Genomic DNA, 21,317 nt, shown 5'->3' with positions numbered 1-21,317 from the left:
AGGAGTAGAATTGCTATTTTTATCGGCAACGGAGCAAAAAACAAGCAAAATATTAGGCAGATTAAGGCAGTGAGTATAGCAGCCACTCGTTCTATTTCTTCAGTAACTTTAATGCTGAGGTAGAAGGCTATTAAGGCAATCAGTAAAGTTATTGACCAAAGTATCAGCGTCATAAAACTACGGAAGGAATAAATCAAGTATCTGCTTCATTAAACTCAGATGTAGCATGATGGCAATTGTTACAGGTTCAGAGATTCCTGTATAGGAGCCTTTTCGGACGATGCATCTCTTTACCTTAACATCTTTACCTTAACATTTAAACCACCGCTTACAGGAATTAAACGCCACTCAATAATCGTAACATTGGCTACAAAAAAACATTATTTTTACAGATTTAACCTGCCACCTATTGACACAACGCTTGATTTGCTAATCAACAGCGTAACCGCCTAACTGGGGTGATTGAATGAATGCGCTAGGTCATCATAGTCATCCATCCCATTACCTTTTTCCCTCTGCGGAAAAGTACAGAGTCCGCTAATCCTAAGTAATGGGCGACGAGTAGTAGTAAAAAAGATTGACCCATAACCTGATCAAGAAGGTTAGGGCAATTTTCAAAGTCTAAGCATAATACTGTGGAACGGTTCCAGAGTTCTCGAAATAATTTACAATTTTTAGGTAGAAATGATATAAGAGAACGAAATCGGCTGAGTGCCGCCTTCTCTAAGTCTGCGCTGGTGTAATTGGCTGGGGAGTGTTGATCTGCCATTCTTATCCTCCTAGTAGCCTAATAGCTCTCCCATCTCCAAGATAATAGAGTGAAGCCTCTGCCTCCAAAACTCTGTAACGAAAACTTTACTATTGGTAGATTTTTTCTTGGCAAGGGTTTTCCTCAAACTCCTACATAAGACATAAGGCAAAGGACAAATGATGATCCTAACCGTTCACGTTAAACGGTGCTGACTAATTAACCTGACTGCCATGACTCCGAGGATCATCTGGAGACGTCTTTGACGATGACACAGGCGCTTTAAATGTAGAGACTTGTCCATCGCCTTGAGTATAGGGTAAAGGTAGGTCAGCGACCAAGGCTTCTATGTTCGCCTCTAAAACTGGGCGAGGTTGTTCCCCAATCGTTTGGGCAATGGCTTCGCCTTGGGCGTCTAAAAACACAAAATGGGGGATACCATCGACTCGATAGTTGAGAATTTCGGGTAACCACTTGCTGTTATCCACATTCAGCATCACAAAATTAACCGAGTCGGTGTACTGTTGTTTCAATTCCCCCAAGTCTTGCGCCATGGCTTGACAAGTAGTACACCAGTTAGCATAGAACTCCATTAAGGTTGGCTTGCCATTACTCATGGCAACTTCTAGGGGCGTGGATTCCTCAGCTTGGGCATCGAGAGAAGCCGAACCCGTCTGTGTTTGTAATCCTAAGAATAGAGCAACGCCGAGAATGATGGCGACTAGGGCAATTATAAAATTTCTCAGCCGAGAGCTGAGACTTGCTTTAGGTGTCTGGGGAGATGGAGAGCCGGAGTCTGGGGAATTCGCGGTCATGTTTAACGCAATTTAAGTTACAACTTGTCAAGTTTCATCAAAACGATGCTGTCCATAGACTAACAAGACCATGAAAAAACGGCTAACCCTCACCTTTCCAAAACGCACAGTCCAAATGCCAGTAACATACCGACTGGCAAAGGATTTCAATGTCGCCGCCAATATTATCCGCGCTCAAGTTGCCCCCAATCAAATTGGCAAACTTGTGGTGGAACTCTCAGGAGATATCGATCAGCTTGATGCTGCCATTGAGTGGATGCGATCGCACGATGTCAATGTATCCCTGATTGACCGGGAAATCTTGATTGACGAAACAAGTTGTGTCGATTGTGGATTGTGTACGGGTGTGTGTCCCACCCAAGCCTTAACCCTCAATCCCGATGACTTTCGACTCAACTTTACGCGATCGCGTTGTATTGTCTGTGAGCAGTGTATCCCCACTTGTCCGGTTCAGGCTATTTCTACGAATCTTTAATTAGTCATTCGTCATACTCGCTCCCTTGAGAAGCAAGCTACGTCATTCGTCATTTGTCATTTGTCATTGGACAATTAACGATTGTTATTTAATAAGGGTCGTACAATCAGAAAACCTGCACCAAAGGCACTGAGTACAATCAACACGATGGCTAAGACTAAAAACCAACCATTGACCTCTCTGTGACTCTCAGAGGCGGATGTACGCCGGGAACGAGAGTCTTCCTGTTCAATGACGAAACTTTCTCTGTAAGGCGAGGAAAGGGGGTCTAACCGGGGATGAGGAAGGGGAACCTCAACCCCTACCCTAGAGGGAGCTGATTTAGGTGATTTAGGTGATTTAGGGATTGACGGCATGGGATGGGATTCTGAGGGAATCGATTGGCGTCGAGGCATTTCTACCCCGGTGACGGGTGTCAATGAATCCACTACCTGCTGGAGATGTTGGCTCGATTGCAGCACTTTTTCCACTTCTTGGCGCAGTTTTTGGTTTTGTTTGACCAACTGCTTATTTTGACCATTGAGGGAATCCAACATCGCTTGGGCTGCTTGTAACTCAGCCGCCAGTTCCCGGTATACAGAGATTGGCACGGAAGGGCAATAATTATTAACAGGGGTTGACGGGGTATAACGGTCGGTTGGCGGATTTTGCATAGAAGGATTAATTGGGGAATTAGAATACATCTTAATTCGCGACTGGATAGTTTGTTTATGGGATTAGCAGGGGCAAGATCGATAACGATCTAGGTAGAGTTATAGCAAAAGGCAGAAGGTAGAAGGGAAAAGATTGACTGATCAAGGTTTCAGCACAAAGTACAAAGTCCCCTCGACCACCACCAACAAAATGTCCTCTCTTAAAGTGTCTATGACAAGTAGACTTACAGTTTGTCCAGACTGGGGAAGCATCTGGAAGTGTGTATCAGTTGGGGGCTTCGTTAGTCTATTCAACTCTTACGTCACCAGTCCTGTCCCTGGCAATCCCCACGCTCCACGTTAGTAGCGTGGGGTTGTTGAAAACTGTGGCATTAATTATACGACGCCTATCTTACACTATTCGCCTCTTTAGGAAAGAAGCCTATGCTGTTTAACATTAACTTCATGGTTTTGCCATTTCCGGTCATCAAGAGGGCAATAATGGGAAAAAATGCCCCACAGGTCCATATCCTTGACCAATATCGAGGGCGTATTGGAGTGCTGTTGTCACATACTCCTTTGCCTTCTGCACGGCGGTGAGTGGGTTTTTGCCCATCGCCAAATTCGCCGCGATCGCACTACTGAGTGTACAGCCTGTGCCGTGATTATTCTTGGTTTCGATCAACGTCGTTTTCAGGGTGTAGAACTGAGAACCATCAAACCAGATATCGACCCCACATAAATCACCCTTCATCGCACCGCCCTTAACTAAAACAGTGTTTGCTCCCAGTTGATAAATGCGTTGAGCAGCCGATCGCATATCATCAAGGGTATGAATCTCTAAACCACTGAGTAATTGAGCTTCATAACGATTGGGTGTCACTATCGTTGCCAGAGGAATCAAACCTTCTCGCAAAGACGTTACCGCCTGATCATCAATCAGTTGGTCTCCTGTGCGGGATACCATCACCGGATCAACCACCAGGGGGTCAAGCTGGAAACTCTTAACCTGAGACACCACAGCATTAATAATCTCGGCGTTGAGTAACATACCCGTTTTGGTCGCCTGAGTCCCCATATCGCGCACCACTGCCTCAATTTGAGCAACAACGGCGGCGACTGGCAAAGCATCAACGCGGTTGACCCCTTGAGTATTCTGGGCGGTGACACAAGTCAGGACACTCGCACCATGAACCCGGTGGAAGGCATAGGTTTTCAAATCTGCCTGTATTCCTGCCCCACCGCCGCTATCTGATCCGGCTATTGTCAGCGCTACTGGTACTCGCATCAGTTTCGTCAGTTAACAATTAACAGTTAACAACAAGCATTTTGAGTTAACTCCTCATCTCCCTCAGCTCCCAGACGTAGCATGCTACGTCTCTACATGGCTCCCCCGGCTTCCCCGGCTTCCCCAGCTCCCCCGGCTCTTTTCTCCTACTAGCTTCTGGGAAAACGACGCCGTTGCAAAAATTCGGGAATATCTAACCCCGGTCGGGTTTTCGGTTCTGGTGCAGGGTTTGGCGGATTAGGTCTCGGTGTGATCGGTCGTGTATAACGGGGAACTTCATTTACAGGTGGGGGCGGTGGCGCTTCACCACTAAATCCCGTGGCAATCACCGTAATTCTAATTTCACCTTGAAGCCTGTCATCAATCACAGCACCAAAAATAATATTAGCGTTGGGATCAACCACCTCGTAAATTGTTTCCGCCGCCGCATTAACTTCGTGTAGCGTCAGATCACCACCCCCGGTAATATTAAAAACTACCCCTCTAGCGCCTTCCACCGACGACTCCAGCAGGGGCGAGGAAATCGCCGCCACCGCCGCTTCTCTAGCACGGGATTTACCGGAACCTACACCAATTCCCATTAACGCTGAACCCGCGTCTGCCATAACAGCTCGCACATCAGCAAAATCGACATTCACTAACCCTGGAACGGTGATAATATCTGAAATCCCTTGTACACCTTGACGCAGGATATCATCGGCAACTCTAAACGCATCTTGAACCGGTGTTTGTTCAGAAATCACCGACAACAGCTTATTATTGGGAATCACGATTAGAGTATCGACGCGACTTTGCAGTGCGGCAATCCCTTCCTCCGCTTGAGACGTGCGGCGGCGTCCTTCAAAGGTAAACGGACGAGTGACTACGCCCACCGTTAACGCGCCCATTTCTTTGGCGATTTCTGCCACAATCGGTGCTGCACCCGTTCCTGTACCGCCGCCCATCCCGGCTGTAATGAAAACCAAATCGGACTCGGCTAAGGCTTGGGCAATTTCATCGCGAGATTCTTCTGCTGCTTTTTGACCAATGGCGGGATTTCCCCCCGCACCGAGTCCCCGTGTCAACTTTTGACCCACCTGTAAGCGTTTGGCGGCGGAGTTTTGGGAAAGGGCTTGAGAATCGGTATTAATTGACCAAAACTCGATCCCAGCCACTTCACTGGCAATCATCCGGTTGACAGCGTTGCCGCCTCCACCACCAACACCAACAACTTTAATTCTGGCAACACTACCTGGCAAAATGTTGTCGCTCCTCGCGTCTTCCCTGGGAATCCCTTTGGAATCATAATCATGGGGTTGACTAAACTGCAACCCAGAGTTGCTGAAGGGATGGGTATTCTCCGCTCCAACTGAAAGATCGGTATTCAGCGTTATCGGAGAGCTTTGATGGACAAGCCCTAGTTTACTATTAAGCGTCATTGGAATAGGTCAGGGTTGATAATCAACTTTATCAGTTATATGTAACAATCTGAGTCAACTATAGGGTAAGTCGATTGAAAAACCAACGAACACCCCGGTTTGTTGTAAATACTCTTGAAGGGTAGTCTCCTCAAGATTTACTCAAATGGGCATAGCTGAATTTTCTTTTATAGCACTCTTACCGCCATGGTTAGTCATGATCCGGTTTAGGGGTTTCACTTGCCGTCTTCATCTGAATCACGGGACGGTCTGGGTTTTTGAGATCAATATAGGCGATTTGACTAGGTTGAAGCTGAGTGGGTAATTGTCTCATGCGATCCAAAACTGCCAGTTGTTCCGCCAATTGGGAACTATCCGATCCTAGATGCACATTTCCTAATTCGGTTTTCAAGATTAAATTGGCTGGGTTGCGCCAATCAATCTCCAGGATTTTGACGGGAGAGTGATGGACAACCGGATACACTTGCGACCAGTATGGACGATAGTGTTCATTCTGACCCCGCACTTGCAGCGTGGGTAACTCGACATTGGCTTTGAGAGAACGATAGCTACTCTGGGGCATCCAGACGCCTCGTTCATCCAAAAAGCCCGGTTCTGAGGTTGTCTGAGTTTGCCCCTGGGCGATCGCAACAGGTTGGCGTTCTTGGACTTGAATGATCAACCCCGGAGGCATAAGTTGACGGGTGACTGTGGCTTCAGCAATGGGTGCAGCATCTTCGAGAGACTCTGCGATCGCTTGGGGTTCCACTCGCCAGAGTGATTGAGGATAGGATAAGGGGAGCAGCGATCGAATCGCCTGAGTTGAGAGAAACTGATTGCCCTCAATGTCAATTTGTTCCGGTTGGCGAATTACCCAATCGGGTAAGGTAATCGCCCAAATCAAACCGCTAGCCATACCGCCTACCATAAGCGATCGCCACAGCGCCTGAAAAAATTTAACTCGGCGGGCACGTTTTAGCTGTTGTCGCCGATTACTGATTTGGGCTTGGGAAACTGATGCAATGTTATTCGTCATTCGTCATTTGTCATTTGTCATTCGTCATACTCGCTCCCTTGAGAAGCTACGTACAGTCGGGGCGGGCGCGAGTTACATCTGGGTGTAACCGAAAAGATAGTAGTGAAACCCGCCCCTACATAATCTCCCTTATCTCCCCCATCTTCCCCATCTCCCTCATCTTCCTCACCTTCCCCATCTTCCTCACCTTCCCCATCTTCCTCACCTTCCCCATCTTCCTCACCTTCCCCATCTCCCTTATCTCACTCATCCTCTACTCTACCTGAGGGATCAAATCCAAGCCATTCAACCCTAAAGGGGGTATTACCCCTACGTATAAGGGTTCGGTCAATGATTTACGCTCTACTTGAATCAGGTGACTCAAGAGTCTTGCTTTATGAAACTGCATCTACCTACTTTTTTCAAAGCTTGTAACCCAGCTAGAACTCTAGTGATGGGCAATCCAGAGGATCGTCAGTACTATATTAATTTTTCGTCTGTGCGGGGCGGCAAAATTATCGAAGCCTTAGGACGCACGATCGCACGACTTTCGCCGGATGAACCTACCTGTCAGCTTTTTACGGGACATATTGGCTGTGGTAAGTCTACAGAATTGTTTCGCTTGAAGGCTCAGTTAGAGGCGGAACAATTTCATGTTGTCTATTTTGAGTCATCTCAAGACTTGGACATGGCAGATGTTGATATTAGCGATATTTTACTCAGTATCGCTCGGTCGGTGAGTGAAAATCTCGAAGCGATCGGGATTCGTCTCCAACCCCGGTACTTTAACAAACTCTTCAACGAGATTAATGATTTTTTACAGACGCCTATCGATGTGGATGTAGCGGCTGAACTGTCCGTCGGTATTGCCAAAGTCACTGCCAAAACCAAAGATAGTCCTCAATTGCGCGAACAGCTCAGACAACACCTAGAGCCTCGTACTCAAGGAATTCTGCAGGCGATTAATACTGAAATCATTGAACCGGCGATTAAAAAGCTCAAACAACGAGGTAAACAAGGGTTAGTTGTCATTATCGACAATTTGGATCGAGTTGATCCCCGACCGGTTCATGCGGGGCGATCGCAGCCTGAGTACCTGTTTATCGATCGCGGCTCTCAATTGCGACGTTTACGCTGTCATCTGGTTTATACTGTCCCCTTAGCGCTGATGTTCTCTAACGAGTACGAAACCCTGAAGAATCGCTTGGGCGGGGGTGTGGCTCCCAAAGTATTGCCTATGGTACCGATCTGGTATCGAGATGGTCGTGAATTTTCTCAAGGAATGGCATTACTCCGACAACTGGTTTTAGCCCGTGCGTTTCCCAAAGTTCCTCCAGAAGAGCGCTTAAATTTAATCCCAGAGGTTTTTGACAGTCCCGAAACCCTGGATCGCATCTGTCGGATTAGTGGGGGTCACATTCGCAACTTGTTGGGACTGCTATATAATTGCCTGCAACAAGAAGATCCACCCTTTTCTCGCGAATGCTTAGAGAGTGTGATTAAGGGATACCGAGACGATCTGGCGTTAGCGGTTGAGGATGCAGAATGGCAGTTACTCTTTCAGGTGGTTCAGCAGCAGTCCATTCGCGGCGAAAAAGAATATCAAACTCTGTTACGCAGTATGTTTGTCTATGAATACCGCGATGACTTGGGTCGTTGGTTTGGAGTAAACCCAGCTTTAGCCGAGACTGCTCGGTTTAAATCGGTTGCTGATGTGAGTGCTTGATGGGGAGCTGGGGAAGCTGGGGGAGCCGGGGGAGCTGGGGGAGCTGGGGAAGCTGGGGGAGCTGGGGGAGCCGGGGGAGCTGGGGGAGCTGGGGAAGATGGGAGACAAAATTTCTATAGCCCATTACCCTATTGCCTATTGCCTGACAAATGACGAAGGACAAATCAGTGATCTGGGTCACATTTACTATAAAATTTTGTCACGATTTTTATCAGTTGATCTCACTGCTTAATTCTATTGAAACTTGTTAAATTGTCTGGGTCTAAGTTGTGATTTTAGAAGTGGGTTGAATTTCTTAGTAAATAGCTTTTATCTTATCAAAGATACGCTTTAATAAAAGATCTGTCATCAAAAAAGCAGATCCATCCGCCGAAGCCAATAGAGGTCTTATTGGTTGGTTTTCTGTTTTTTAGCCTTTGTATTTAAAGTCCCTTATTAACACTAGCTTACTCGACGATAGCCACCTAGGAGTAGTCAGATTTTGATAGGAATGAAGGAGAAAAAGAGAGAGAGAGCCGAAGAAATAGTCTTAGCCAATGAGCGTTCACTATCTACCCTCGCGCGGGCAATCACCCTGTCGGAAGGACAATTTGCCCTGATTTTAGTCCGCTGCAACTATGAGTGCTGCAAACAACCGATGTGGCAGCAACTCCAAGGGCTGACAGGAATTGCCTTGAAACAGTTGGTGCTGCAAGAATCCAGTCAAACCTTATATACCGTTATCCTAGACGCGATCGCGAAAGAGGATGTATCTGCCTTGCTCGTATTTGGTCTAGAATCCGTCACGGCAATTGATCCAGTCTTAATCTCTACCAATCAGGTACGCGACGAATTTCCGAAAAGTTTTAGCTTTCCTATCGTTTTATGGGTCACTGATGAACTACTCCACAAATTAGCCCGATTTGCTCCTGATTTTAAGAGTTGGGCGGCAACGTCGATTAAATTTGAACTGGCAACCGTCGAGTTGTTGGACTTATGGCAACACACAACTGAGGAACTGTTTACCACGCTTTTAGAGAAAAGTGTCGGTGAATTTTTGTCCAACGAAGCGCTCAAGCTGTCGCCGGGATGTCAGCGTCGTCAAGAACTCGAATCCGCATTACGGGATTTGCAGGGGCGTGGTGTGAGTCTAGAACCTGCCCACTATGCGACATGGCAGTTTATTTTAGCCAGAGATGCCTTTAAACATGACTTGATTGAGGTGGCTCTGGAACAGTATCAACGGAGTCTAGATGTTTGGCAACAGATTACCTGTGCTGTCTCCGATGGCACTGATCAGCAATTATTAGAACGGATTGGCATCTTACAGTGCCATCTGGGTTGGTGTTATTGTCGTCAAGCTCAATTACACCCAAGTCACAAGTATAGAAGTTGGGAGAAAGCTAGAGAATTTTGGCAAGCAGGGATTGACGCCTTTACGACGGCGGGACGCTTGGATTGGGTTGCCCACTTAACCATTCAACTGGGTGAAGTCCTGCAAAACCTGCAAAATTGGGCAGATTTACAAGCGCTGGCACTTCAGTCGTTGGCGCAGTCTCAAACCCAAGACAACGCAGCTCAATTACCCCAAGCTTATGGTTTTTTGGCGGCGGTGGCATTAGAAGAATCCCACTGGGAGGATGCCAAAGTCTTCGCCCAAACAGCGTTAGATATTTTGGATCAGTCCCAATTATGTCAGCCTCAGCATCAGGGATGGTACTTACTGATCCGTGCCAAAGCCCAGCGTCAACTGGGGCAATCGGCAGCAGCGATCGCGGATTTAGAGGCGGCGTTAAGAGTAGAGGGGTTACTCCCAAACGCGCCTCATCAGTCTCCCCAGCTTTATCTGGACATTCTCCAAGAACTGCGATCGCTCTACTTCGATCACCAGAAATACCTACGAGCCTTTGAACTCAAGCAAAAACAGCGCTCCCTCGAACAACAGTATGGCTTTTTTACCTTTCTGGGTGCAGCACCCTTACTCTCTGGGCGACAGGATCACCAATTATCGCCCCTGGAAATAGCAGCGGCTGGGCGATTGCCGGATGTGAATCGACTCTTGGAACGCCTCAGCCGCAATGATCACAAACTAACGGTGATTCATGGCTCATCAGGGGTGGGTAAAAGTTCTTTGATTCACGCTGGATTAGTCCCTGCCTTAGCGAGTCGCACGATTAGCGCGAGAGAGGTGATCCCCGTGGTGCAGAAAGTCTACAGCGATTGGCGAGGAGAGTTTTCTCGACAACTCAGCCATGCCTTAGACTGTACCCCTAATCCCTCATCAGATACGGCGTTAGATCCCCAACCCCTGAACCAACTGGCAACCTGTGTGAATCAATTACAGCAGGCGGCTGATGGCAATATCCTGATCGTGCTAATTTTCGATCAGTTTGAAGAATTTTTTTTCGTCTGTACGGAATTAGAACAGCGACGCCAGTTCTATGAATTTTTGGAACATTGCCTGAATCTGCCCTTTGTCAAAGTGATTTTATCCCTACGGGAAGATTACCTACATTACCTGCTTGAATGCGAACGCTATACCAATTTGAGTGCGATTAACAACAATATTCTGGATCGACAACTTCGTTATCACTTGGGGGATCTGTCCCCAGGGGAAGCGAAAAATGTCATTTCCACTCTGGCTTCAGGTTCTCAGTTTAAGTTAGACGACGCCCTAATTGATGCCCTAGTTAAGGATTTAGCCTCACCTACCGAAAGCGTGCGCCTGATTGAATTACAGGTGGTGGGTATGCAACTGCAAACGGAAAAAATTACCACTCTGGCGCAATACCAAGCCTTAGGCACGAATCCGAAAGCCACTTTAGTTGAACGCTGGCTGTTGAATGCTATTGCTGATTGTGGTTCTGAGAATCAAGAGACAGTTTGGCAAGTCTTATTTTCCCTGACAGATGACCGAGGGACTCGTCCTTTGAAAACTCAAACTGAGTTGGAATCGGGGACAAAAGACTTAGATATGGGACATACACCATCCGTTGTCAAATCGCCATCCTCACTTTCCCTAATTCTGGAGATTTTAGTTGGCTCAGGGTTGTTATTTCGCTTACCTGACGAACCCGAGGATCAATATCAACTGGTTCATGATTACTTAGTTGCCCCCATCCGTCACCATTACAAAAAACGCCGCAAGCAGACACTGGTGACACGGCTGAAGCATAGTCAGATGGAACTGTTACGAGTTCGCAAACAGCGACTCCGGGCGATCGCAGTCGGTACAGCAATGGCAGTGCTGGCGGTGACGGCTGGGGGGTTAGGATGGCGGGCTGAGGTGCAACGCCGACGCGCCGCGACTTTAACGTTTAATGCCCAACTAGCGGCGATTAGTGCCTCCTCAGAAGCCCTATTTGCCTCCGGAAAGGAATTTGATGCGCTGCTGGAAGCGCTCCGAGGCGCGAGACAGCTTAAGCAGGGTGGCGCAGGGGTTAAACCCGATACTCACCTGCAAGTGATTGCTGCTCTTTCCCAAGCCATAGACTCCGTAACCGAGCGAAATCGATTAGAAGGACATAGTGATATTGTCTGGGATGTCAGCTTTTCCCCCGATGGAGAACTGATTGCCTCAGCCAGCCGCGATCGCACGGTAAAATTGTGGCGTCCTGATGGTACATTAGTCACTACTCTGCAAGGGCATCAAGATAGCATTACCAGTGTTTCCTTTAGTCCAGATAGTCAGCTAATTGCATCCAGTAGTTGGGATGGTACAGTTAAGCTGTGGCGTCGGGATGGCACCCTTGTCCGCATGTTGACCGGGCATGAAGGTTATGTTTATAGCGTTAGCTTTAGTCCCGACGGTGAACACCTAGCCTCCACAGGTGCAGATGGTACAGTGCGACTGTGGCGAGTCGATGGCGAGTTAATTCATACCCTTTCAGCCCATAAAAAAGCAGCGCAGTGGGTTAGCTTTAGTCCCAATGGTGAGATGTTAGCGTCAGCCGGAAGCGATCAAACCATCAAACTATGGACAAAAGACGGTCAATTATGGAAAACTCTCACCGGACATCAGGGTAAGGTTAACAGTGTGGCGTTTAGTCCCGATGGTCAATTCATTGCCTCAGCTAGCGATGATCGCACCGTGAAACTGTGGGATACTCAGGGTCAACTCATTAAAACCCTCTCCCAACCGGAACACTGGGTATTGAACGTAACCTTCAGCGCTGACAGTCAGTTAATTGCCGCCGCCAGTGCCGATAATACGGTAAGACTGTGGAATCGTGATGGCAAACTACTGAAAACCTTTAAAGGACACAGCGATAGAGTAACCGCTGTCAGTTTTAGTCCCACAAAACAAGCAAAAGAAACCGCAGACGCATTAGCAACCCCCGTCGTCCTCGCTTCTGCCAGTTATGATAAAACCATCAAAGTTTGGGAACTGCGTCAACAGTCTCAGCTCATTTTACGCGGGCATGACGATGATGTGCGAGATGTGACCTTTTCTGCCAATGGAGAACGAATAGCTACAGCGAGTAACGATAAAACCGTCAAAATTTGGGATCGTTTTGGTCAGCTATTGCACACCTTAACCGGACATACGGAACGAATTTATAGTGTTAGCTTTAGTCCTGACGGGGAACGCCTTGCTTCAGCCAGTCGAGATGGTACGATTCGGCTGTGGAATCAAGAGGGAGAGTTTATTAAGGTATTGAGCAGTCATCAGGATTGGGTGTTGGATGTCAGTTTTAGTCCTGATTCGCAAACCCTTGTCTCCGCCAGTCGAGATAAAACGATTAAACTTTGGACACGAGATGGAGTTTTGATTAAAACCTTAAAAGGACATCAATCTCGCGTCAATGGGGTAACTTTTAGTCCCGATGGTCAGTTATTAGCATCAGCTAGTGATGACCAAACCGTCAAACTATGGAATCGTCAGGGACAATTGGTGAAAACGTTGAAAGGTCATAGTAATTGGGTGTTAGATGTCAGCTTCTCCGCCGACTCCCAGTTATTAGCGTCAGCCAGTTATGACAATACTGTAAAACTCTGGAATCGCCAGGGTGAACTGCAAACAACTCTGAAAGGATCTACTGATAGTGTGGCGCGGGTTGAGTTCAGTCCTAGGGGAAATATTCTGGCAACAACAAGCTGGGATAATCGGGTACAAATCTGGCGACTAGATGACACTTTAGTGAAAACCTGGGAAGCCGAGAAGGGACGAGTCACCAGTGTAAATTGGAGTCAGGATGGTCAGGCATTAGCTGTCGGCACTGAAGATAATACGGCAATTGTTTGGAATTTAGATTTGGAGGAACTGTTAGCAAAAAGTTGCAATTGGCTGCAAGATTATCTCAATCATAATCCCGATGTTAAACAGAGTAACCGTGAGCTTTGCCAACCCATTGCCCGTGAAAAAGGAAACAGCTAATTTCGCGTAGCTAATGTCATAATGTATCGTTAAAAACTGTGCATTTGAGCATAGCTGAAGCATCTGGGGATAACGTCAGAAACGGTATTACTGGCTCACTCAAACAGTCCAGTAATCGAAATTGATGCGCTCCTTAAAAAGGGTAACTTATTCTACCCAGCATCCCCGGTTTTGACCAAGGGCGGATTTTGTGGAAAGGTTATAGCAACCGCCATGGCTGTTAGGACACATAATTTATGTAGAGACGTTGCATGCAACGTCTCTACAATGGTGCCGAACGTCCTAATCGATGTGTCTATTGCTATATTTCTGAATAGGGCTGGAAATCCTGGCATTTTTCGAGGATGTGTAAGCAGAATTTGCCTGAGACAGGGAGATGAAACTGTTCCCTGTTCCCTGTTAAGAAGTTCCCTACCCTCACCACAAGACTCCCTGAAGCAAACCCTAAAGTAAGAATCGAGCTTACTAGGGAAGCCTTGGAACCCGTTTCAACGGGTTTAAGCTTTTAGCCCCAACTTTAGTTGAGGGCTTAAGTTTTAAACCCAGCCCCTAATTTCGGAATCCGTTAAAATTTTCCCCAACTTAAGAGATTCGCTTTTCGTCGCTTGTAAAAGATGTTTCATCATCACAGGTTCACCCGCATCTGCCGCGATAAACGCCGCATTTAAAGCAATATTACGAATATTTCCCCCTGCCATATTCAGTTTGCCTAACTTTTGCATATCTAACTTCTTTGTTGGCGTCTCTTGGGGGAAAATGCGCTGCCAAATTTCGGTTCGCTCTGGGGCGTTGGGAAAGGGAAACTTCACCGAAAAATTAATCCGACGCATAAAGGCTTGATCTAAGGCGTCGAGCAGATTTGTGGTCAAAATCGCTAATCCTTGATACGCTTCCATCCGTTGTAATAAGTAACTGACTTCCACATTCGCATGGCGGTCATGAGAATCTTTAACTTGTGTTCGTTTACCAAACAAAGCATCCGCTTCATCAAACAATAAAATTGCCCCACTTGTTTCCGCTGCATCAAAGATTCGCCGCAGATTTTTCTCCGTTTCCCCAATATATTTACTCACCACTGCACTCAAATCAATCCGATAAAGGTCAAGGCGTAACTCCTTTGCCAATACGTCCGCCGCCATAGTTTTTCCGGTTCCACTGGGTCCGGAAAAAAGAGCGCTAATCCCTAAACCGCGTCCTCCTTTTCCCGCGAATCCCCACTCATGATAAACCTTTGCTCGTTGTCGCACATGAGTCGAAATTTCATGTAATGTAGCTTTTTCTCGTTCGGGTAGAATCAACTCCTCCCAAGTCGCGACAGCATCAATCCGTTGCGCCAAATCATCTAAACGGGGACGTGCTTGAGTCTTACAGAAATCCCATAAATGAGTTTGCACGGGAGATAAGGGATTTTCTATTTTAGGTTGAGTCTTTTGAGTTTTTGATGAGCGACGACGGGTTGAGGATGATGATGTTTTGGCTGGTTCTTTATCGGTTTGTTTGTCTTCCTGTTGTTTATCCGGTGGTGTAGGCGTATAGTCACTACTATTCAGCGATAAACAGGCAGCTTGAATTGTCGCCGCATCTAGATTAAATTGGGAAACAATGGTATCAAGTTGTCCATTCAGTTCTGTTGTTAGTGAACCGAGATGGGACTTCCAGATATCCCGTTGTTCAGCATGACTCAGTTGACCCACCTCTAAGGTAATCATCGGGCGTTGATGTTGCGGTTGTCGTTCCTGGGTGCTGAAAATTAATGGCACTTTTAATTGTTCAACAAACTCGGCAATTGCCCATTCTCGCCGAGGATCACCTTGAGTCATTTCATCAGCATTCAGGAACAAGAAACTGTGGTTTAATAAAGTTTCCCGTAAACAGCGTTGCATCAACTGATACAGTTCATTGGGATTAAAGGGAATAACAGAGGCTGATATCATCTGCATATTCCAGCCTACTGCGCTACAGGCGACAGTAGCAATGGATTGCTTTGCCCCTATATCTGAACCACATAACTGAACAACGGGATCGTCAAAATTTGCCAGTGGTGTAGACCAAGTGGCGATAATTTGGTCAGCGATTTGTTGATACGAAGGGGGCAGAGGAGTGGAAGATGAAGGCGGTACAGGTAAAAGGATACCTGCCAAGTCTTTATCGATGCAAGGTTCACTCAACAGATAACAGAGAATCCGCTGATTAATGCGTAGAGGTGATTGAGTAAAGAATAATCCTTCCACCCTTTCAATCAGTTCCCACTGGTGTAAGGGAGATTGGGAGGAAAGAATGCTCAGATCAGACTGGTGAAACGTAGATAAGGCTAAATTCAACGTGGGATAATTTTGTTTAGGATTGCCGTTAATTTTGGCACATAAGACTTCAAACTCATTATCCAACTCCATACCAACGCATAATAAGAGAATATAGCGATCAAATTGGGAGAGGTGAAATAAAGCGCAGAGTTTATCTAAGGCTGGTGGTGCATAGTCGAGAACGGCTGCGGCATCTGGGGATAACGTTGTTTCCAATTTGGCTAAGTTGGGCTGATTTTGCTGGTAAGCGAGGTAATCTTCCAAAACCTGACGAACTTGATTAACGGCTATCTGGAGATAGTCAAAGTTGGCTTGATACCAGGTGATGGGTGTGTAAATATTCATATAGGTTTATATGTTTTAATGGTGTTAAAATTTATCGTCTGTTTGGAGCGTGAAAGGGGGTAAACTGTTCGGCATTTAAACCTTAATATCAATAATGGCGCAATCCTTGCCGTAGTGCGAGCATCTTGCTCGCTACATCAAGCATCTTGCTCGCTACATCAAGCATCTTGCTCGCTACATCAAGCATCTTGCTCGCTACATCAAGCATCTTGCTCGCTACATCAAGCATCTTGCTCGCTACATCAAGCATCTTGCTCGCTACTAATACCCAATTTAAATGCATAACAGCTTAATGCTCAAGTGGGTTGGGAAGAGCGATTCCCTCCGGGATAGCTATAGCCCTTCGGGCATGGCTACGCTAACGCTTACCGCCAAACTTAACAGTCTCTCCCCTTGCTCCCGTTTTCTGGCTCTTATGTTAAAACATATTTCTGGTTTAATTCGGTTTAGACAAAATAGTTTATGATTTAGCCAACAATCTCAAGATATCTTAGGTCAAGCTGCTGTCCAGCGTTTTCTGGGAATGGACAGGCATTGGCTTCTCGAAGAATCACCCAGAATTCTTGAGGGAATCGGCTCCAAACATTATCGGGCAACTGAGGCGGCATCATGGAGTATAAACCCGTACAAAAGAAAAATTCGTCCTGGACTCCAACCCCAGTACAGAAAAAGGGTAAGAGTCCCGGTAAAATGGGACATTCTTCGATTCAACCTAAGTCAAACCCATCATCTGCCCCATCCCAAGAAATCGGGGAGTATTCCAGAGCATCAGCCGATAGACTCGCCGCGAATGTGATGCGAGGAATCCAAGCCAAGGAACAGGAGCAAGCCGAAGAGTCAACCCTACAGCGTAAATCTGAATCACCCTGGGCACCAACGTTTGAGCCACCCCCACCCTTACCACAAAGCCCTGCTTCCAAATTAAAAGGTGCTTTTGCCCCAGTATCACAGAACCCGATTCAACGCCAATGTGCTGATTGTGCCAACCAAGAGAAGGAACAGTCGGGAGAAGCCGGGAAAGATTTAGAGGAAATTGGCATTCAAACCAAGTTGACGGTAGGAGCGCCAGGAGATGCTTACGAGCAAGAAGCTGACCGAGTAGCGTCTCAGGTAATGTCAATGTCAGCGCCTCCTGATAGTTCAGCGTCAGTTCAGCGTCAGTTGGACACCAATCATCCCCATCACCCCCATCAGATATGGAAACGAGCGCAGTCAATTACACCTGTGGTGCAGAGGCAAATTGATCCGCGTGTGCAAATGCGCCAGATGATACAACGGGCGCATCAAATAGATGGAAATCAAGCATCTGGGGATTTAGAGAGTCGTTTGAATGCGTCTAAGGGTGGGGGTTCTCCGTTATCGTAGGGCGTGAGAGGGTTTATGGAACCGCGCTTTGGGGCTGATTTTAGTGGAGTGCGGGTGCATACGGGTGGTGAAGCGGTGCAGATGAATCAGGAGTTGGGCGCTCAGGCGTTTACTCATGGGAGTGATGTGTATTTTGGGGCGGGGAAAGAGCCAGGGAATAATGAGTTGACGGCGCATGAGTTGACTCATGTGGTGCAGCAAATAGGTGTTGTGCAGCGGCAGAATCAGAAACCTCAGAAACCGGCAATCAATTTAAAAGAAGTACCGATTCTGGAAGGGATAGCACCTAAGAGTGATGTATTGAGCCATCTGCAATCCTTGGGAGGAACTACTGGTCATGATTCCTCGGTTTACCGCAAGGAGATTCTTCAGTTTCAACGGGAAAATTCGGCTGATAAAATTGTAGCTTCTCAGCAACAGGTTTTGGAGGAACCAAAGGCTGTAGATATTCAGAAAAAAGATAACTCCCACACCCTGAGAAGGTGTATCTCTGGATGTACTCCCCAAACAACTTTTAAGAAGGGGGAAATACTGGGTGTCTCTTCTGGAAATACAGAGGGTTGGGTGGTTGGACTAATAGGAAATAATCAGCGGAGTTTTCCTGATGAATTGAAAGTTGAATATCAAGAACAAAAAGGGGAACGAGATTATTTTACTATTTTGGAAGGACCCTGGGAGGGAACAAAAGCAAGCCTGAAACCAGGATACCTTGGTTTGACAAATTGGGAAGGAGCCGTAGCGGTAACTTTTAATGAAAAAACTGGGATATTAGATTATGGTGGTGGCACTGCCAGAGCAACAATAGATACTAATCCCAACGATCCGAGTGCTCCTAAAATAGCCCTTGATAGAGAATATCCTCTTCGGCTTCCTGATCACCCTCATGCTGGGGGTGATAATTACGGAAATTATGCCAAAACGTGGTTTAGAATTGAAGGTGGACCCCAAGGAGATGAGTATTTACACCGTGGAGACGTTTCTTGGGGATGCGTAAGTGTTACAGATAACAGTTGGCCATCTATTTACAAACATCTAATTAACAAACGGAGCGGCACCCAACATATAGGAACAATTAAAAGAATCAACCACTAATAATGATGTTTTATATCAAAAATTTTATGGTGAACCGAATCATTTTTTTGCTTTTATGCCAGGCTATTTTAGGTTTGCTATCTTGTAGCACTCAACGTCCGACAATCATATTGAGTACTTCTCCACAGGCAATGCAGGTATCAAACCATTCACAAATGCCAATCTCAGAGCCTTCCCAACTGTTTCCTATCAGTCAGAATGGTAAGTGGGGTTATATTAATTCTACGGGGCAAATTCTTATCAAGCCCAAATTTGATGAAACTGGTCAGTTCTCTGAAGAACTAGCAACCGTCAGAATAGGTGATAAGTGGAGTTATATCGATAAAACTGGACAAATTGTTATTGAATCTGATTTTGATTCTGCTTATAGCTTTTACGAAGGATTAGCTGCTGTAGATATTGATGGCAAGATGGGCTATATCAATAAGACGGGTAAATTAGTTATTCCTCCCCAGTTCGATTTAACATATAGGTTCTCTGAAGGATTAGCTGCTGTAGATATTGATGGCAAAATGGGCTATATCAATAAGACGGGGCAAATAGTCATCAAGCCTCAGTTTAATGAGGCTAGGGAGTTTTCTAAAGGGCTAGCATTGGTGAGACTCGATAGGCGAGTAAGCTATATCAACAAAATTGGGCAGATAGTAATCAATCCATCTTCAAATTTGGTTAGGGAATTCTCTGAAGGATTAGCTGCTGTCAGAGTTGGAGACAAAGTAGGCTACATTGATACAACTGGTCGGATAGTTATTGAACCCCAATTTGATGAAGGTTATGACTTTTCTGAAGGACTTGCAGTCGTCGCAACTGGTATGATCTCTGCTGAGAGCAAACCACCAAACATGACTAATGTCAAATGGGGCTATATTGACAAAACTGGGAAAATGGTTATTGATCCACAGTTTAAGGAGCGACCTATTAATTTCTCTGAAGGGTTGGCAGCAGTAAAGATTGAGGATAAGTGGGGCTATATCAACAAAACTGGGCAGATAGTTATAGAACCCCAGTTTGATTGGGCTAGTATCTTCATCGAAGGGCTGGCATGGGTAAAGATTGGTGAAAAGCAAGGCTATATTGACAAAAAGGGAAAGTATGTCTGGAATCCCACAAACTGACGAATTATGCAATAGTTGAGGGCTCCATCACAGCCTCAATTGGTCGTAAATTTTGAGTAAATTGACATGGATTCTTTAAAATCATTATATCCAGAAATTAGAGAGGTTTTTCAAAACTCAATTCCCAATTTTTGGACAGAATTGAAGGTGGTACTAGCCAAATTGTTTGAAGAACCAATGATTCCAGAGGCGATATTACCATTAGCTTCCTGTCAAGCTGTTGATGGAGAAGCCAAAGAGGCTATTCATGTTTGTGCTGCACTTCTAGCTCTGGGTCTATGCCTACGCATTTTGGATGATTTGGAAGATCAAGATCGAGATGGACAGCTATGGAAGGAGGTCGGCGCCACTAGAGCTTGGAATTATGCTTCAGCTATTCATATTCTTTCCTTTGAAATCCTGAGCAAAGCATCTCTTGAACCCAAAATATTTCACAAAATTAATCAGTCCTATATTGATGCCTTTTTTCGTATATCAGTAGGTCAGGATAGAGAGCTAGTTGGAACTACTCGAACTGTTGAAGACTATTGGTTAACCGTAGAAATGAAAAGTGCTGGCTTTGTGGCTACAGCTTGTGCTACTGGTGCTATGGTGGGAACAGATAACCCTGAACTGATTCAATCTTGTGGTGTTTTTGGTCATCATCTGGGGCTTGCTCTACAAATTCTTAACGACATGGAATCCATTTGGCAACCTGATGGTATAACTGACTTAAAGCAGGGAAAAATTACTCTCCCTTTGCTCTATGGGTTGGAATCTCATCACTCAGAACGAGATGAGCTATTGTCCCTAGTGACAGACAATGAAATCGCTACTCATGCAGAACGAATCAAAGAAATATTAGACAAAATTGACACGAAAAGCTTCTTGATATGGGCAGCTTTAAAAGAACGGGAACAAGCCTTAGAAGCTATAAAAATTTGTCCCAATGCTGAAGGAAGAGAAGTTCTGGAATCCTATATAACTGGGATGTTTGGAGATATTGATTTATTACTGGAAAAACCAGAAGGTTACAAGACTTAACCCAAATCACCAAATCTTTGCCATCAGCAACCTGAAACCGGATAACTCTGGATCACCACTAACCTGCTCTGGGTTTTCCAAGTGTGATCGCCCGATCTGGTAGGGTGGGACCCATTACGTTAATTTAACAATTTCACCAGAAATTATATCCATTTGCCCACCCTACTCGCCTACTTTATCTTCTAAATCTCGAAAATCCGGAACTTGTGGTAAATTCCCACCACAACAACACCCCCAATCTACTTGATACCGACCTGCTTTCACCCATTTGTCAAAACTGGAATATGTCCACAAATGGGGACAAGTCACCAAACCATGCTTAACCGGATTATAGTGAATATAATCTAAATGCTTGTTTAAATCATCCTCGTCACGAATCGTATGTTCCCAAAACCGACGTTGCCAAACATCACTTTCTCGGTGCTTACGGCGAGAAGCAGAAATCTCGACAGAAAATGCCGATTTTTCCCGTAAAGAGCGTGTAAATAACACCTTCAATCGAGACACACGCTGAGAATAATCAGAATCATTGGGTGGTAACGTCCAGATAAAATGAAGATGATCCGGTAAAACAACGGCGGCGGTGATGTCAAAGGGTTTTTCTTGACGCATTTTCGCGATC

Annotated in this window: 18 protein-coding genes; 7 read left to right on the top strand and 11 right to left on the bottom strand. The window is 45.9% G+C overall.

The annotated features are described in order from the left end of the window. Positions 1–475 precede the first annotated feature (475 nt). Positions 476–769 carry a hypothetical protein gene (locus RIB93_RS22325; RefSeq protein WP_044211150.1) on the bottom strand — a complete coding sequence of 98 codons (294 nt, stop codon included), beginning with the start codon at positions 767–769 and terminating at the stop codon, positions 476–478. 194 nt (positions 770–963) lie between these two features. Further along, complete coding sequence (locus RIB93_RS22320; protein ID WP_446375745.1) at positions 964–1,563, bottom strand: thioredoxin family protein; 600 nt, start codon at positions 1,561–1,563, stop codon at positions 964–966. 70 nt (positions 1,564–1,633) lie between these two features. On the opposite strand from RIB93_RS22320, the gene RIB93_RS22315 reads away from it, so the two are divergent. Then, complete coding sequence (locus RIB93_RS22315) at positions 1,634–2,038, top strand: NIL domain-containing protein (RefSeq protein WP_446375743.1); 405 nt, start codon at positions 1,634–1,636, stop codon at positions 2,036–2,038. Between the two features lie 74 nt (positions 2,039–2,112). On the opposite strand, the gene RIB93_RS22310 is transcribed toward RIB93_RS22315, so the two are convergent. From RIB93_RS22310 to RIB93_RS22290, 5 genes are all read right to left on the bottom strand, one after another. Next, complete coding sequence (locus RIB93_RS22310; protein ID WP_446375741.1) at positions 2,113–2,721, bottom strand: hypothetical protein; 609 nt, start codon at positions 2,719–2,721, stop codon at positions 2,113–2,115. 436 nt (positions 2,722–3,157) lie between these two features. Then, complete coding sequence (thiD, locus tag RIB93_RS22305; RefSeq protein ID WP_446375739.1) at positions 3,158–3,958, bottom strand: bifunctional hydroxymethylpyrimidine kinase/phosphomethylpyrimidine kinase; 801 nt, start codon at positions 3,956–3,958, stop codon at positions 3,158–3,160. 149 nt (positions 3,959–4,107) lie between these two features. After that, entirely contained in the window at positions 4,108–5,376 is a 1,269-nt protein-coding gene (ftsZ, locus tag RIB93_RS22300; protein ID WP_446375737.1) for a cell division protein FtsZ, read from the bottom strand. A gap of 190 nt (positions 5,377–5,566) precedes the next feature. After that, positions 5,567–6,391 (bottom strand): cell division protein FtsQ/DivIB, encoded by an 825-nt coding sequence (locus tag RIB93_RS22295; RefSeq protein WP_446375735.1) that lies wholly within the window; start codon positions 6,389–6,391, stop codon positions 5,567–5,569. A gap of 115 nt (positions 6,392–6,506) precedes the next feature. After that, on the bottom strand, positions 6,507–6,641 hold the full coding sequence (locus tag RIB93_RS22290) for a hypothetical protein (protein ID WP_446375733.1): 135 nt from the start codon (positions 6,639–6,641) through the stop codon (positions 6,507–6,509). Positions 6,642–6,767: 126 nt separating this feature from the next. On the opposite strand from RIB93_RS22290, the gene RIB93_RS22285 reads away from it, so the two are divergent. Then, positions 6,768–8,096 carry a P-loop NTPase fold protein gene (locus RIB93_RS22285; protein ID WP_446375731.1) on the top strand — a complete coding sequence of 443 codons (1,329 nt, stop codon included), beginning with the start codon at positions 6,768–6,770 and terminating at the stop codon, positions 8,094–8,096. 490 nt (positions 8,097–8,586) lie between these two features. Then, positions 8,587–13,452, top strand: coding sequence for a WD40 domain-containing protein (locus tag RIB93_RS22280; protein ID WP_446375729.1), 4,866 nt, complete (start codon positions 8,587–8,589; stop codon positions 13,450–13,452). A gap of 536 nt (positions 13,453–13,988) precedes the next feature. Here RIB93_RS22280 and RIB93_RS22275 read toward each other — a convergent pair. From RIB93_RS22275 to RIB93_RS22265, 3 genes are all read right to left on the bottom strand, one after another. Next, on the bottom strand, positions 13,989–16,100 hold the full coding sequence (locus tag RIB93_RS22275) for an ATP-binding protein (RefSeq protein WP_446375727.1): 2,112 nt from the start codon (positions 16,098–16,100) through the stop codon (positions 13,989–13,991). An 88-nt stretch (positions 16,101–16,188) separates the two neighbouring features. Beyond that, entirely contained in the window at positions 16,189–16,383 is a 195-nt protein-coding gene (locus RIB93_RS22270) for a hypothetical protein (protein WP_446375725.1), read from the bottom strand. Between the two features lie 184 nt (positions 16,384–16,567). Continuing rightward, the gene (locus tag RIB93_RS22265; protein ID WP_446375723.1) at positions 16,568–16,711 is read right to left on the bottom strand and encodes a hypothetical protein; all 144 of its coding nucleotides are present in this window, start codon (positions 16,709–16,711) and stop codon (positions 16,568–16,570) included. Between RIB93_RS22265 and RIB93_RS22260 the strand changes: the two genes are divergently transcribed. The 4 genes from RIB93_RS22260 (at position 16,710) to RIB93_RS22245 (ending at position 20,695) form a co-directional block, all read left to right on the top strand. Further along, entirely contained in the window at positions 16,710–17,465 is a 756-nt protein-coding gene (locus RIB93_RS22260; RefSeq protein WP_446375721.1) for a hypothetical protein, read from the top strand. The genes RIB93_RS22265 and RIB93_RS22260 overlap by 2 nt on opposite strands. A 15-nt stretch (positions 17,466–17,480) precedes the next feature. Next, positions 17,481–18,557 carry an eCIS core domain-containing protein gene (locus RIB93_RS22255; protein ID WP_446375719.1) on the top strand — a complete coding sequence of 359 codons (1,077 nt, stop codon included), beginning with the start codon at positions 17,481–17,483 and terminating at the stop codon, positions 18,555–18,557. 2 nt (positions 18,558–18,559) lie between these two features. Then, entirely contained in the window at positions 18,560–19,672 is a 1,113-nt protein-coding gene (locus RIB93_RS22250) for a WG repeat-containing protein (protein ID WP_446375717.1), read from the top strand. A gap of 66 nt (positions 19,673–19,738) precedes the next feature. Next, positions 19,739–20,695, top strand: coding sequence for a polyprenyl synthetase family protein (locus RIB93_RS22245; protein WP_446375715.1), 957 nt, complete (start codon positions 19,739–19,741; stop codon positions 20,693–20,695). Between the two features lie 162 nt (positions 20,696–20,857). Here the strand turns inward: RIB93_RS22245 and RIB93_RS22240 are convergent. After that, positions 20,858–21,317 (bottom strand): REP-associated tyrosine transposase (locus RIB93_RS22240; RefSeq protein WP_446375713.1); only part of this gene is annotated, 460 nt, incomplete at its 5' end.

This window comes from Coleofasciculus sp. D1-CHI-01 (genome assembly GCF_040218875.1).
GTDB lineage: Bacteria > Cyanobacteriota > Cyanobacteriia > Cyanobacteriales > Coleofasciculaceae > Coleofasciculus.
This window is presented reverse-complemented; position numbering and strand designations above follow the sequence as displayed.

Bases quoted from the DNA above. Each gene is read 5' to 3' on its own strand.
- RIB93_RS22285 (WP_446375731.1), top strand. From the start codon at position 6,768: ATGAAACTGCATCTACCTACTTTTTTCAAAGCTTGTAACCCAGCTAGA.
- RIB93_RS22295 (WP_446375735.1), bottom strand. From the start codon at position 6,391: ATGACGAATAACATTGCATCAGTTTCCCAAGCCCAAATCAGTAATCGG.
- ftsZ (WP_446375737.1), bottom strand. From the start codon at position 5,376: ATGACGCTTAATAGTAAACTAGGGCTTGTCCATCAAAGCTCTCCGATA.
- RIB93_RS22275 (WP_446375727.1), bottom strand. From the start codon at position 16,100: ATGAATATTTACACACCCATCACCTGGTATCAAGCCAACTTTGACTAT.
- RIB93_RS22260 (WP_446375721.1), top strand. From the start codon at position 16,710: ATGGAGTATAAACCCGTACAAAAGAAAAATTCGTCCTGGACTCCAACC.
- RIB93_RS22315 (WP_446375743.1), top strand. From the start codon at position 1,634: ATGAAAAAACGGCTAACCCTCACCTTTCCAAAACGCACAGTCCAAATG.
- RIB93_RS22310 (WP_446375741.1), bottom strand. From the start codon at position 2,721: ATGTATTCTAATTCCCCAATTAATCCTTCTATGCAAAATCCGCCAACC.
- RIB93_RS22265 (WP_446375723.1), bottom strand. From the start codon at position 16,711: ATGATGCCGCCTCAGTTGCCCGATAATGTTTGGAGCCGATTCCCTCAA.
- thiD (WP_446375739.1), bottom strand. From the start codon at position 3,958: ATGCGAGTACCAGTAGCGCTGACAATAGCCGGATCAGATAGCGGCGGT.
- RIB93_RS22255 (WP_446375719.1), top strand. From the start codon at position 17,481: ATGGAACCGCGCTTTGGGGCTGATTTTAGTGGAGTGCGGGTGCATACG.
- RIB93_RS22250 (WP_446375717.1), top strand. From the start codon at position 18,560: ATGATGTTTTATATCAAAAATTTTATGGTGAACCGAATCATTTTTTTG.
- RIB93_RS22245 (WP_446375715.1), top strand. From the start codon at position 19,739: ATGGATTCTTTAAAATCATTATATCCAGAAATTAGAGAGGTTTTTCAA.
- RIB93_RS22280 (WP_446375729.1), top strand. From the start codon at position 8,587: ATGAAGGAGAAAAAGAGAGAGAGAGCCGAAGAAATAGTCTTAGCCAAT.
- RIB93_RS22325 (WP_044211150.1), bottom strand. From the start codon at position 769: ATGGCAGATCAACACTCCCCAGCCAATTACACCAGCGCAGACTTAGAG.
- RIB93_RS22270 (WP_446375725.1), bottom strand. From the start codon at position 16,383: ATGCATTTAAATTGGGTATTAGTAGCGAGCAAGATGCTTGATGTAGCG.
- RIB93_RS22290 (WP_446375733.1), bottom strand. From the start codon at position 6,641: ATGAGTGAGATAAGGGAGATGGGGAAGGTGAGGAAGATGGGGAAGGTG.
- RIB93_RS22320 (WP_446375745.1), bottom strand. From the start codon at position 1,563: ATGACCGCGAATTCCCCAGACTCCGGCTCTCCATCTCCCCAGACACCT.